This window comes from Shinella sp. Sh6, assembly GCF_055392685.1.
Map to the genome: position 1 here is coordinate 3,530,091 of NZ_AP044005.1, position 12,515 is coordinate 3,542,605.

General features: G+C 64.2%; 14 protein-coding genes and 2 pseudogenes. 10 read left to right on the plus strand and 6 right to left on the minus strand.

Features of this window, described 5'->3' with window-relative positions:
- Nucleotides 1-22 precede the first annotated feature (22 nt).
- The 4 genes from mnmE to hemE all read right to left on the minus strand — a co-directional run bounded on the left by mnmE (nt 23) and on the right by hemE (nt 4,491).
- Nucleotides 23-1,348, minus strand: coding sequence for a tRNA uridine-5-carboxymethylaminomethyl(34) synthesis GTPase MnmE (gene mnmE, locus ACZ5TO_RS16855; RefSeq protein ID WP_464798913.1), 1,326 nt, complete (start codon nt 1,346-1,348; stop codon nt 23-25).
- A 120-nt stretch (nt 1,349-1,468) separates the two neighbouring features.
- Entirely contained in the window at nt 1,469-2,734 is a 1,266-nt protein-coding gene (gene rho / locus ACZ5TO_RS16860) for a transcription termination factor Rho (RefSeq protein ID WP_184145645.1), read from the minus strand.
- Nucleotides 2,735-2,920: 186 nt separating this feature from the next.
- Nucleotides 2,921-3,460, minus strand: a complete 540-nt coding sequence (hemJ, locus tag ACZ5TO_RS16865; protein WP_464798914.1) for a protoporphyrinogen oxidase HemJ — start codon at nt 3,458-3,460, stop codon at nt 2,921-2,923.
- On the minus strand, nt 3,457-4,491 hold the full coding sequence (gene hemE / locus ACZ5TO_RS16870) for a uroporphyrinogen decarboxylase (protein WP_464798915.1): 1,035 nt from the start codon (nt 4,489-4,491) through the stop codon (nt 3,457-3,459). The genes hemJ and hemE overlap by 4 nt, the downstream gene beginning before the upstream one ends.
- Nucleotides 4,492-4,897: 406 nt before the next feature.
- Here hemE and ACZ5TO_RS16875 point away from each other — a divergent pair, with 406 nt between their 5' ends.
- Genes ACZ5TO_RS16875 through dnaQ form a run of 5 tightly spaced genes read left to right on the plus strand, consistent with a single transcriptional unit; the run spans nt 4,898 to nt 8,487 of the window.
- Nucleotides 4,898-5,719 carry a pyruvate, water dikinase regulatory protein gene (locus ACZ5TO_RS16875; RefSeq protein WP_464798916.1) on the plus strand — a complete coding sequence of 274 codons (822 nt, stop codon included), beginning with the start codon at nt 4,898-4,900 and terminating at the stop codon, nt 5,717-5,719.
- Nucleotides 5,720-5,743: 24 nt separating this feature from the next.
- Complete coding sequence (locus ACZ5TO_RS16880) at nt 5,744-6,343, plus strand: Maf-like protein (protein WP_464798917.1); 600 nt, start codon at nt 5,744-5,746, stop codon at nt 6,341-6,343.
- Nucleotides 6,336-7,196, plus strand: coding sequence for a shikimate dehydrogenase (locus tag ACZ5TO_RS16885; protein WP_464798918.1), 861 nt, complete (start codon nt 6,336-6,338; stop codon nt 7,194-7,196). Before ACZ5TO_RS16880 ends, ACZ5TO_RS16885 begins: the two co-directional genes overlap by 8 nt.
- Nucleotides 7,193-7,783, plus strand: a complete 591-nt coding sequence (gene coaE, locus ACZ5TO_RS16890; RefSeq protein ID WP_464798919.1) for a dephospho-CoA kinase — start codon at nt 7,193-7,195, stop codon at nt 7,781-7,783. Before ACZ5TO_RS16885 ends, coaE begins: the two co-directional genes overlap by 4 nt.
- On the plus strand, nt 7,783-8,487 hold the full coding sequence (dnaQ, locus tag ACZ5TO_RS16895) for a DNA polymerase III subunit epsilon (protein WP_464798920.1): 705 nt from the start codon (nt 7,783-7,785) through the stop codon (nt 8,485-8,487). The genes coaE and dnaQ overlap by 1 nt, the downstream gene beginning before the upstream one ends.
- A gap of 80 nt (nt 8,488-8,567) precedes the next feature.
- Here the strand turns inward: dnaQ and secB are convergent, their stop codons facing one another.
- Nucleotides 8,568-9,044, minus strand: a complete 477-nt coding sequence (secB, locus tag ACZ5TO_RS16900; RefSeq protein ID WP_184145637.1) for a protein-export chaperone SecB — start codon at nt 9,042-9,044, stop codon at nt 8,568-8,570.
- 71 nt (nt 9,045-9,115) lie between these two features.
- The gene (locus tag ACZ5TO_RS16905; RefSeq protein WP_464798921.1) at nt 9,116-9,574 is read right to left on the minus strand and encodes an FxsA family protein; all 459 of its coding nucleotides are present in this window, start codon (nt 9,572-9,574) and stop codon (nt 9,116-9,118) included.
- Nucleotides 9,575-9,717: 143 nt separating this feature from the next.
- Here ACZ5TO_RS16905 and ACZ5TO_RS16910 point away from each other — a divergent pair, with 143 nt between their 5' ends.
- The 5 genes and pseudogenes from ACZ5TO_RS16910 to ACZ5TO_RS16930 all read left to right on the plus strand — a co-directional run bounded on the left by ACZ5TO_RS16910 (nt 9,718) and on the right by ACZ5TO_RS16930 (nt 12,476).
- Nucleotides 9,718-10,419: a Tim44/TimA family putative adaptor protein gene (locus ACZ5TO_RS16910; RefSeq protein ID WP_184145635.1), complete on the plus strand. Its 702-nt coding sequence runs from the start codon at nt 9,718-9,720 to the stop codon at nt 10,417-10,419.
- Nucleotides 10,420-10,430: 11 nt separating this feature from the next.
- Nucleotides 10,431-11,546 (plus strand): murein transglycosylase A, encoded by a 1,116-nt coding sequence (gene mltA, locus ACZ5TO_RS16915; protein ID WP_464798922.1) that lies wholly within the window; start codon nt 10,431-10,433, stop codon nt 11,544-11,546.
- Nucleotides 11,533-11,635, plus strand: a pseudogene (locus tag ACZ5TO_RS16920) (Smr/MutS family protein); the annotation flags it as partial. The gene mltA and the pseudogene ACZ5TO_RS16920, both read left to right, overlap by 14 nt.
- Nucleotides 11,636-11,754: 119 nt before the next feature.
- Nucleotides 11,755-12,099, plus strand: a pseudogene (locus ACZ5TO_RS16925) (Smr/MutS family protein); the annotation flags it as partial.
- Entirely contained in the window at nt 12,096-12,476 is a 381-nt protein-coding gene (locus ACZ5TO_RS16930; protein WP_184145632.1) for a helix-turn-helix domain-containing protein, read from the plus strand. The pseudogene ACZ5TO_RS16925 and the gene ACZ5TO_RS16930, both read left to right, overlap by 4 nt.
- Nucleotides 12,477-12,515: the final 39 nt, after the last annotated feature.

The following is a 12,515-nucleotide window of genomic DNA, read 5'->3' on the forward strand; positions in this document are numbered from 1 at the left end:
GCGTTGTAGTGTTTCACGTGAATCATTTGCCAATGCAGAATTCCGAGAAGATGATATCGAGCAGATTATCGACATCAACCCGACCCGTCACGCGTCCAAGAGCCTGTCCCGCCAAGCGAAGATACTCGGACTGAATATCCAGTCCATCCACACATCCAAGGGCCCGCTCGATCTGGATCCGGGCTTCCGCCAAGCTCTCCATGTGCCGCTGCCGTGTCGGCAGGGCCAACGCACTTCCAACCTCGATATTCGGAAGATAACCCGCGACAGCTCTAAGCAGATCGTCAATGCCACTTCCCGTCCTTGTCGAAATCATAACATTGGAATGAACGGAAGGCCACGCCGTGACTCGCGTATCGGATTTCGTCAGAACTCGAATGATCGGACCTTCATAGCCGCGAGTAAGCGCCAACCAATCCTCGTCCGGTCGATCCGACAATAGAAGGACGAGATGCGCTTCCGCCATCGAGAGCTGAGTCCGTCGAATGCCCTCGCGCTCGACCACGTCCTCCGTCTCCCGCAGGCCCGCCGTATCGAAAAGCCGGACAGCAAAACCGAGAAGATCGAGATCGACGTGGAGAACATCACGTGTCGTCCCGGGAACGTCCGTGACGATGGCGACCTCCCGACGCGCAAGGTAATTGAGAAGACTGGATTTTCCGGCGTTCGGCGGGCCGGCGATGACGACTTTCAAACCATCGCGAACGATCTCGCCAATTCGGCCTTCGTCCAGATGGTTAACGATTTCCTTCTGCAAGACGCGCATGTCGTCCCAGATCGACGCAGCAACGGAACCCGGTACATCGTCTTCATCGGCAAAATCGAACTCCGCCTCGATCATTGCCCGCGCATGGGTCAGTCGTTTCGCCCACGAATCGTAAAGGCGGGAGAGACCGCCGGCGGCCTGTTCAGCCGCCAGCCGGCGTTGCATCTCCGTCTCGGCGGCGATCAGGTCGGCGAGGCCTTCCACTTCGACGAGATCCATGCGACCGTTCAGGAAGGCCCGCCGGGAGAATTCTCCCGCCTCAGCCGGCCGCAGTCCCTCCAACTCCCCCAGCGTCGCCAGGACGGCGCGCACGGTCGCCCGCCCGCCATGAATCTGGAGTTCCGCGCAGTCTTCACCCGTGAAGGAATTCGGAGAGGGGAAAAAGAGGATAAGGCCCTTATCCAGCTCCTCACCGTTCCGGGACCGAATCGGGCGTAGCGTAGCGCGGCGGGACGCCGGAACGCCTGCGCAGAGAGAAACCAAGGCATTTCGCGTCGCGGGTCCGCTTATGCGGACAACCGCCACGCCCGACGGCAGGCCGCCGCTCGAAAGCGCGAAGATTGTGTCCGAGCCGTGCGTCATCTGGCGTTCCGGATACGAACCGATTCTGTCGTTTCGGACAAGAATCGATAGTGGTGGATCAAACGAAAATGGCCCCGCCTCGTCGGCGGGACCATGGAAAAGGCGTTGGCGATGCCTTAATCAGGTGTTCATCGAGTCGAAGAAGTCGCCGTTGTTCTTCGTCTGCTTGAGCTTGTCGATGAGGAACTCGATCGCGTCGGTCGTGCCCATCGGAGCCAGGATACGTCGGAGCACGAAGATCTTCTGCAGGTCCTGGCGCGGCACGAGCAGGTCTTCCTTGCGGGTACCGGACTTAAGGATATCCATCGCCGGGAAGATACGCTTGTCGGCGACCTTGCGGTCGAGCACGATTTCCGAGTTGCCGGTGCCCTTGAACTCTTCGAAGATCACTTCGTCCATGCGGCTGCCGGTATCGATGAGCGCCGTCGCGATGATCGTCAGCGAGCCGCCTTCCTCGATATTCCGCGCCGCGCCGAAGAAGCGCTTCGGACGCTGGAGGGCGTTGGCGTCGACACCGCCCGTCAGCACCTTGCCGGAGGACGGAACGACGGTGTTGTAGGCGCGGCCGAGGCGGGTGATCGAATCGAGCAGGATGACGACGTCACGGCCGTGCTCGACGAGGCGCTTAGCCTTCTCGATGACCATCTCGGCGACCTGGACGTGGCGCGTCGCCGGTTCGTCGAAGGTGGAGGAGACGACCTCGCCCTTCACCGAGCGCTGCATGTCCGTCACTTCCTCCGGACGCTCATCGATAAGAAGGACGATGAGGTAACATTCCGGATGGTTGGCGGTGATCGAATGGGCGATGTTCTGCAGGAGAACCGTCTTACCCGTGCGCGGCGGCGCGACGATCAGCGCACGCTGGCCCTTGCCGAGCGGCGCCACCAAGTCGATGACGCGCGGGGAAAGGTCCTTCGACGTCGGGACGTCGAGCTCCATCTTGAAGCGCTCGTTCGGGTAGAGCGGCGTCAGGTTGTCGAAATGGACCTTGTGGCGGATCTTTTCCGGATCGTCGAAATTGATCGTGTTGACCTTGAGGAGGGCGAAATAGCGCTCGCCTTCCTTGGGGCCGCGGATCGGGCCCTCCACCGTGTCGCCGGTCTTCAGCGAGAAGCGGCGGATCTGCGAGGGGGAGATGTAGATGTCGTCCGGGCCCGGCAGGTAGTTCGCATTGGCCGAACGCAGGAAGCCGAAACCGTCCTGCAGCACTTCCACGACGCCTTCGCCGATGATTTCGACATCCTGCGAGGCCAGCATCTTGAGGATGGCAAACATCAGTTCCTGCTTGCGCATCGTGCTCGCGTTCTCGACCTCGAGCGATTCGGCAAAGGCGAGGAGGTCGGTCGGAGTCTTGTTCTTGAGGTCTTGTAGCTTCATTTCGGCCATGAATGGTCCATGCTGCGGGTCATCGGGTGGGGAAAGGCGTGCGGGTCAAGGACGAACTGCGCGGGATTCGGTGCAGTCCACTGAACGAATACACATGCCATGAAGATGAGATGGGCGGAAAATAGCGATTCCGGCCGAGGCCCGCAAGGGGGGCGATGCATTTCGTCCGATTTGTCGCGGATGGCCTCAGAACGGCTTGACGATCACCATGATGACGATGAGGACCATCAGCAGCGCCGGCGCCTCGTTCCAGATGCGCCATTGCCGGCCGGTGCGGGTGTTGCGGTCTTCGGCAAAGGCCCGCACGGCACGGCCGTAGAACTGATGCACGCCGGTCAGAAGCACGACGAAGGCGAGCTTGGCATGCAGCCAACCGCCCTGGAAACCATAGACGGACCAGGCTAGATAAAGGCCGAGCAGCCAGGAAAGGCCCATGGCGGGCTGCATGATGACCCGGTAGAGCCGCTTTTCCATCACCTTGAAGGTTTCCGAAAGGGCCGAACCGGCCGGCGCGTCGGTATGGTAGACGAAGAGCCGCGGCAGGTAGAGAAGGCCGGACATCCAGGAAATCACGGCAACGACGTGGAGCGCCTTGATCCACGATACGGGGTCTTCCGGCGGATGGAGGATGACGAGAAGGGCAACCAGCGCGAAGACGGCGATGGCGATCGCCGCCCGTATCTGCGCCCGGCGCCCGGCGCCCGCGCCCGTCTGTTTCTCGCTCACGGGTTTTCCCCACGCACCCGCGCGACGAGGCGCGTCACATGATCGGGATCGGCCTGCGGCGTGATGCCGTGGCCGAGATTGAAGATGAGGGGGCCGTTGCCGAGCGCCTGAAGGATCGCATCCACGCCGGTATCGAGCGCGACGCCTCCCGCCACCACCCGCATCGGGTCGAGATTGCCCTGCACCGGGCCGTCCTTCTGCAGCTCGGCCGCGAAGGACAGCGGCACCGACCAGTCGAGGCCGATGGCATCGGCGCGCGTCTCCTGCCGGTAGGACTTGAGGAGAAGGCCCGCGCCCTTGGCGAAGGCGATGATCTTGGCGCCGGGCCGGCGTGCCTTCACCGAATCGACGATGCGCCGAACGGGGCGGAGGGCATAGTCGGCAAATTCCGTCTCGCCGAGCACGCCCGCCCAGGAATCGAAGATCTGCACGGCATCGGCGCCGGCATCGATCTGCGCCACGAGATAGTCGGCCGAAAGATCGGCCAGCACATCGAGAAGGCGGGCGAAGGCCTTCGGCTCGCGATAGGCGAAGAGCCGCGCCGGCGCCTGGTCCGGCGTGCCGTGGCCGGCGATCATGTAGGTCGCCACCGTCCAGGGCGCGCCGCAGAAGCCGAGCAGCGCCGTTTCATCCGGCAATGCCTCGCGAATGCGCCCGACCGCCTCGATGACGGGCCGGAGGTGATCCAGAACGCCGTCCTCCTTCAGCGCGAGAATGCCGTCGACGTCGATCGGGTCGAGCCGCGGTCCATGGCCTTCCTCGAAGCGCACGTTCCGCTTCAGGGCATCGGGGATGACGAGGATATCGGAGAAGAGGATCGCCGCATCGAAGCCGTAGCGGCGGATCGGCTGGAGCGTCACTTCCGTCGCCAGCTCCGGCGAATAACACAGATCGAGGAAGCTTCCCGCCTCCGCACGCGTTGCCCGATACTCCGGCAGGTAACGGCCTGCCTGACGCATCAGCCAGAGGGGAGGGGGAGAAACCGTCTTCCCGTTCAGGACCTCGACGATCTTCCGGCTTTTCTCAGACACGCGGGGGCTTCTCCCAATAAAGAAATAATCTCTTTGAAAAGGTTTCTATTTCTTAGAGTCGGTGACTATCAAGGATTAAATCCTTTCCACAAAATCCCGGCAGAAGCACGAGGGACCGGGAAAAGGCGACCGGCAATCGGCTTTTGCGAAGTGAAAACTCGGAAAACCGGATTCTCCTTTTGGAATCAAGACGGTTCGAAGCGGTCGGGAAAGCCGCTTCCTGTGGACAGGCTGTGGGAAGGCGCGACACTTTGCCGTGACCGCGAGTCTTATCCACATGGGTGGTGAATCGCTTTCCCGCCATTTGCCGATTGTGGAAAAGTCGGCACTTATCCTCTTGCCTCCGGCCCCGTCCCGTTTTTAGCTCCCGGTTCTCCCGGGCCATCAACAGGGGGCGGAGGATATTGTGGAAAGCACCAGAAACTACTTCCATCTGCACCTCATATCGGACTCGACGGGCGAAACCCTGATCGCCGCGGGCCGGGCGGCAGCGGCGCAGTTCCAGTCCTCGCAGGCGCTGGAGCATGTCTATCCGCTGATCCGCAACCGCAGGCAGCTCATGCCGGTGCTCGATGCCATCGACGGGGCGCCGGGCATCGTGCTCTATACGATCGTCGACCGGGAACTTTCGGGCATCATCGACCAGCGCTGCCGGGAAATGGGCGTGCCCTGCGTTTCCGTGCTGGAGCCGGTCATCGATCTTTTCCAGTCCTATCTCGGTGCGCCCTCGCGCCGGCGGGTCGGCGCGCAGCATGTGATGGATGCGGATTACTTCGCGCGTATCGAGGCGCTGAATTTCACGATGGACCATGACGACGGGCAATTGCCGGCCGATCTCGATGAGGCGGATGTGATCCTGATCGGCATCAGCCGCACCTCCAAGACGCCGACCAGCATCTATCTTGCAAACCGCGGCATCAAGACCGCGAACGTGCCGATCGTGCTGGGCGTGCCGCTGCCGGAGCGGCTCTCGGCAGCGGTAAGGCCGCTGATCGTCGGCCTTGTCGCCACGACAGACCGGATCGCCCAGGTCCGGCAGAACCGCGTGCTCGGCCAGACTCAGGATTTCCGCGGCGACGATTATATCGACCGCGCGCAAATCTCCGAGGAACTGAAATATGCAAGGGCGCTCTGCTCGCGCAACAACTGGCCGGTGATCGACGTCACGCGCCGCTCCATCGAGGAAACGGCCGCCGCTATCGTTGCTCTTCGCCCCAAGCTCCGTTAACGCGGAAGGCGAATGGAGATCGTCATGACGCCGCCGCTGATCCTTGCCTCGCAAAGCCCTTTCCGCCGCATGCTGATGGAAAATGCCGGCCTCGCCTTTTCGGCCGAAGCCGCGGCCATCGACGAGCGTGCCGTCGAGGCGGCCCTGTCGGAGCGAAACCCGACGCCGCAGGAGGTGGCCGAGACGCTGGCCGTGGAGAAGGCGCGGGACGTTGCCGGGCGCAATCCCGGCGCCCTCGTCATCGGTTCCGACCAGACGCTTTCGCTGGAAGGACGCGTGTTCCACAAGCCGGCCGACATGGCGGAGGCGAAATCCCATCTCCTCTCCATGTCCGGGCGGACGCATGAATTGAACTGCGGCGTCGCGCTCGTCCGCGACGGTGAAACGCTGTGGAACCATGTGTCCATCGCCCGCCTGACAATGCGGCCGCTTTCGGAGGATTTCGTCGATCGCCATCTTGCCCGTGTCGGAATGCGGGTGCTGGCAAGCGTCGGCGCCTACCAGCTTGAAGGCGAGGGCGTGCAGCTCTTCGAGCGGATCGACGGCGACTATTTCACCATTCTCGGCCTTCCGCTCCTGCCGCTGCTGGCCAAACTTCGTAATCTCGGTGCCATCGATGCATGATTCACGTGAAACATCCGCCCGCCACGCCTTCGTCGTCGGCTATCCGATCAAGCATTCGCGCTCGCCGCTGATCCACGGCCATTGGCTAGAAAAGGCGGGCCTTGCCGGGTCCTACACGCGGCAGGCCGTCGCACCCGAGGATTTCGCCGGCTTCATATCCCGGCTGAAGAGCGGTGAATCCGGCTTTGTCGGCGGCAATGTCACCATCCCCCACAAGGAGGCGGCGTTCACGCTGGCCGACCGGCCGGACGAACTCAGCGCCGAGCTCGGCGCGGCAAACACGCTCTGGCTGGAGGACGGGCGCCTTCATGCGACCAACACGGACGGCTACGGCTTCCTTGCCAATCTCGATGCCGCGGCACCGGGCTGGAACAGGACGGGCCGCGCCGTCATCCTCGGTGCGGGTGGAGCCAGCCGGGCGATCATCCAGGCGGTGCGCGACCGGGGTGTCGGCGAAATTCACGTCGTCAACCGCACGATGTCGCGGGCGCAGGAGCTTGCCGACCGCTTCGGGCCGAAGGTCCACGCCCATCCCATGGAAGCGCTCGGGGAGGTGACGAAGGACGCCGGCCTGTTCGTCAACACCACGTCGCTCGGCATGGACGGTGCGCCGGCGCCGGCCATCGATTTCTCGCCGCTTGCCGGCGGCGCGGTGGTGACCGATATCGTCTATGTGCCGCTCGTCACGCCCATTCTCCGCCAGGCTATCGACCAGGGCTTCGTCACGGTCGACGGTCTCGGCATGCTGCTGCACCAGGCGGTGCCCGGCTTCGAGAAATGGTTCGGCGTGCGGCCGCAGGTCGATGCGGCACTGCGTGACATCATCCTTGCCGACATGGAGGCGCACGGATGATCGTGCTCGGCCTCACCGGATCGATCGGAACGGGCAAGTCGACGACGGCCGCCATGTTCGGGGGTCTCGGCGTGCCGGTTCACGATGCCGATGCGACGGTGCACGATCTTTACCGGACGGATGCCGTGGCGCCCGTCGCGTCCCTGTTTCCCGAGGCGCTGGCCGATGGTGTGATCGACCGAAAGGCGCTTTCCGCCGCGCTTGCCCGCGCGCCGGAACGGTTCGCGGAACTGGAAGCCGTCATCCATCCGCTGGTGCGGGCACGCGAACAGGCCTTCCTCGAAGCCGAGCGCCGGAACGGCTCTCCCCTCGTTCTCCTCGATATCCCGCTGCTCTTCGAGACGGGCGGCGAGGCACGGGTGGACAAGGTGGTGGTCGTCACCTGCGATCCGCAGATCCAGCGGGAACGCGTGCTCGCCCGGCCCGGCATGACGGAGGAAAAATTCCGGCTCATCCTGTCGCGCCAGATGCCGGATGCGGAAAAGCGCCGCCGGGCCGATTTCCTCATCGACACCGGAAAGGGGCTTGAAGCGGCGCGCAAACAGGTGGAAGAGATCGTAGGGAAGCTGACGGAACGGAAAGTCTGATGCGCGAGATCATCTTCGATACGGAAACGACGGGCCTCGACAGCAAGCTCGACCGCGTCATCGAAATCGGCGGCGTGGAACTGGAGAACCATTTCCCGACCGGCCGGTTCCTGCACATCTATATCAACCCCGGCGACCGCAAGGTGCACCCCGATGCGCTCGCGGTGCACGGAATCACGGACGAGTTTCTGCAGGACAAGCGCTCCTTCGCCGACGTTGCGCAGGAAATCGTCGATTTCTTCGGCGATGGCCGCTGGGTGGCGCACAATGCCAACTTCGACATGGGTTTCATCAATGCCGAATTCGAGCGGATCGGCCTGCCGCCGGTGGCGCCCGACCGGGTAACCGATACGCTGGCGCTCGCCCGCCGCAAGCATCCGATGGGGCCGAATTCGCTCGACGCGCTCTGCCGGCGCTACGGCATCGACAATTCCCGCCGCACCCATCACGGCGCGCTTCTCGACTCCGAACTGCTCGCCGAGGTCTATATCGAGATGATCGGCGGCCGGCAGGCGGCCCTCGGTCTCGGCACGGCCGAAGCCGGGCGGAAGACGCTGGTCGAGGTGGAAGACGAGGTCGTCCTGCCGCTCGGCGCGCGTCCGCGTCCGCTCGCGCCCCGGCTTTCGGAGGAGGACCGCGCTGCCCATGCCGCCATGGTGGAGAAGATGGGCGCGAAGGCGATCTGGGCGAAATACGGCGCCTGAATCCGGCTCACGATCCATCGACAAAAGAAAACGCCCGGCCACATCGTGACCGGGCGTCGTTGTCTGGAATGCCGTTGGGCTTAGTTGGCCTGGACCTTTGCCTTGACCTGTTCCTCGGCCATGCGCTGGGTGAACATCTGGGCAAAGTCGATCGGGTCGATCATCAGCGGCGGGAAGCCGCCGTTGCGGGTGGCGTCGGCGATGATCTGGCGGGCGAAGGGGAAGAGCAGGCGCGGGCACTCGATGAAGAGGACCGGCAGCATGTGCTCCTGCGGGAAGCCCGTGACGCGGAAGACGCCGCCATAGGCGAGCTCGGCGTTGAAGAGCATCTTGTCGCCGTCCTTGGCTTCCGCGTTCAGCGAAAGGATGACGTCGAAGTCCGTGTCGGAGAGCGGGTTGGCGTTGACGTTGACGCTAATATTGATCGCCGGCGCGTTTTCACGGGCCTGAAGCGAGCGCGGCGCACCCGGATTTTCGAAGGAAAAATCCTTCACATACTGCGCCAGGATATTGAGCGAAGGGCTCGCGGCGTTGTTCTCGGTGGCTGCGTCGGTCATGGAGATATCCTCGGGACTCTGGAAAGTCAGGCCATCTAGCATTTCGGCCGGGGGCTTACAACCCTGGGCCCTCAGCGCGGACCGTCGCGATGGAAGTCGTCTTCGTCAAGGTCGATGGTGCGTTGCGGCCCGGTTTGCGGCGCCTGGCCCGGCGGCACGCCGCCGATATCCACGACAACGACATTGCGCACCAGCCGGTTCCAGAGGAAGCGCCGCACCGGCGGCAGGAGAAGCGCAAGGCCGATGACGTCGCTGAGGAAGCCGGGCACGAGGAGCAGGGCGCCGGCGATGAAGATCATCGTCACATCGGCCAGTTCCTTGCCGGGCGCCTGGCCGTCCCGGCCCGATTGCCGAAGCCTTGCCAGCGCGCCGAAGCCGGCCATGCGCATCAGGAAGAGGCCGGCAAAGGCCGAGAGGACCACCAGCGAAAGTGTCGCAAGAAGGCCGATGCGCCGCCCGACGAGAATGAAACAGGCGATTTCCGCAAGCGGCAGGACGAGGAAGAAGAAGGCAAGAAGGCGTCTCGGCATGGCTGCGAGTGTCGCACAGATTCGCGCCGCCCGATACCGCCCCCCGAGACCCTTCGTCCTATTCGCAGGATCGCTATTTGAATGATCCGGCTTTGCGGACTATATGGAAAGGAACAAAAAACAGAAACCGGCAGCGGATCATAATGGGCTCATTCGATTTCGTAACGATTTTCTTCCTCGTGGCTGCGGTGGTCATCTTCCTGCAGTTGCGCAGCGTGCTCGGCCGGCGCACCGGCAGCGAGCGCCCGCCCTTCGATCCCTATTCCAAGCGCGAAACGGTCGAGCCGGCCGATTCGGCCGACCGCGGCAAGGTGGTGACCCTGCCCCGGCGCGATGCGGACGAGGAGGAGAACCCCTTCGCCGCCGTCGACAGCTTCGCCCCGGCCGGAACGCCGCTCAACGACCAGCTCCGTGCGATCGTCAAGGCCGACCCCTCCTTCAACCCGAAGGAATTCGTCGCCGGCGCCCGCATGGCCTATGAGATGATCGTCGTCGCCTTCGCCGACGGTGATCGCAAGGCGCTGAAGAACCTTCTGTCGCGCGAGGTCTACGAAGGCTTCGATGCCGCGATCTCCGAGCGCGAGAGCAAGGGCGAGGTCGTGCGCTCCAGCTTCGTCGGCATCGAGAAGGCCGATATCGTCGGCGCGGAGGTCAAGGACAGCGAGGCGAATGTCACGCTGCGCATCGTCAGCCAGCTCATTTCCGCCACCTACGACAAGGCCGGCGCGCTGGTCGAGGGCGATGCCGAAAGCGTCGCGGAGGTGAATGATCTCTGGACCTTCGCCCGCGACATCCGCTCGCGCGATCCGAACTGGAAGCTGATCGCCACCGAGTCGGAAGGCTGAGCGAGGCTCCCATGGACTACCGCCTGGTTCCGGCCCGGTTTTCGGCGCTTCCCGGCTGGGACGAGGACGATCCGACGCCGCTTCTGGCGGCGATGGCCCGCTGCCGCGCGCATATCCGCACCGTCAAGCCCTACAGGACAGGCTCGCTCGGCATCACCGCCGGCGAGCTTCTGGTATTGCTGGATGCGGCAGACGTGGAAAAGCCGGAAGGCGCCGGCGCGGTGCGTGCCTTCTTCGAGACCCATTGCGTGCCCTTCCGCATCGAGAAGACGGACGGCTCCGGCGGCTTCGTCACCGCCTTCTACGAGCCGGAAGTGGCGGTGAAGGCGGCGCCGGACGCGGAGTACCGCTACCCCTTCTATCGCCGCCCCGACGATCTCGTCGACATCGACGACATCAACCGCCCGGCCGGCTTTCCGGCGGGCTACGCGTTCGGGCTGGAGAGGGATGGCAAGATCGTCGAGCATCCCGACCGCGGCGAGATCGAGCGTGGCTGTCTTGCCGGCCGTGGGCTGGAGATCGCCTATGCCCGCTCGAAGGTCGATGTGTTCTTTGCCCATGTGCAGGGCGCGGCGCGGCTCGTCTATCCGGACGGATCGGTAAGGCGCATCACCTATGCGGCGAAATCCGGCCATCCCTTCTCCGCCATCGGCAAGCTGCTGATCGACCGCGGCGAGATCGATGCCGCGACCGTCTCCATGGCCTCGATCCGCGACTGGCTGGCGCAGCATGAGGATCAGGTGGACGGCGTGCTCTGGCACAACCGCTCCTTCATCTTCTTCAAGGAGGCCGCGGTCGACGACGGCGCGCTCGGGCCGATTGCCGCCGCCAAGGTGCCGCTCGTTGCCGGCCGCTCGCTCGCGGTCGACCGGGCAATCCACACCTTCGGCCTGCCCTTCTTCATTTCGAGCGAGACACTCACCCACATGGACGGCGAAAAGCCCTTCCGCCGGCTGATGCTGGCGCTCGATACCGGCACGGCCATCGTCGGCCCGGCCCGCGGCGACATCTTCACCGGATCGGGCGATGCGGCAGGCGCATTGGCGGGCCATGTCCGCAACGCGGCGACCTTCCATATCCTCATCCCGCGCGCTGCGGCGGAGCGCTATCTCCATGCCCAGGGATAAGGCGCTTTCGAGCGAGGACCGCATCCTCTGGGGCAAGGTGGCGCGCAGCACGCGGGCCATGCCCGGCAAGCTCGATGCGCTGACAGAGTTCGAAGCCGCCTTCACCGAGAAGGTCGAGGAGGAAAAGGCGCCGGAGCCGACGAAGACAAAGGCCGGCAAGCCGGTTTCCGAAGGCATCGCGCTCACCGTCGGCCGCGGCAAGGAGACCCGGCACCATCCGCTGGAGCGTCCCGTCAAGCGCAAGATCGCCAAGGGGCGGCTTGCCCTTGAGGCACGCATCGACCTGCATGGCATGATCCAGAGCGAGGCGCACGGCTTCCTGCTCGGCTTCCTCATCAAGGCGCACGAGCGGGGCCTTCGCCATGTGCTGGTCATCACCGGCAAGGGCACGTCGCTCGGCAGCGACGGCGCCTTGAAGCGGGCGGTGCCGCTCTGGTTCGCCCTGCCGGAATTCCGCCCGCTGATCTCCTCCTACGAGCCGGCGGCGCGCAACCACGGCGGCGAGGGCGCGCTCTACGTGCGGCTCGCCCGCCAGCCGGGGGAGAAGCGATGACGACGCCCTTCGGCAAGGCCGTGCGGCACCTGCGCGACCGCAAGGGCGTCTCGCAGAAGGAGATGGCCAAGGCCCTCGGCGTCAGCCCGGCCTATCTCTCGGCGCTGGAGCACGGCAAGCGCGGCATGCCGAGCTTCGATTTCCTCCAGCGCGTCGCCGGGTACTTCAACGTCATCTGGGACGAGGCCGAGGAACTCTTGCGCATCGCGCAGATCTCCGACCCGCGCGTCGTGGTCGATACTGCCGGCCTGCCGCCGGAATACACGGCCTTCGCCAACCGGCTTTCGGCCGAAATCGCAAGCCTTCCGCCCGAGACGGTGCGCCGTCTTGCCGGCATTCTGGAAAAAGCGTGCAATAACCGGGTAAAACCCGGTTGATCCCCGGATTTCTGCCGTGTTTGCCTGCTCTGCGGTTTG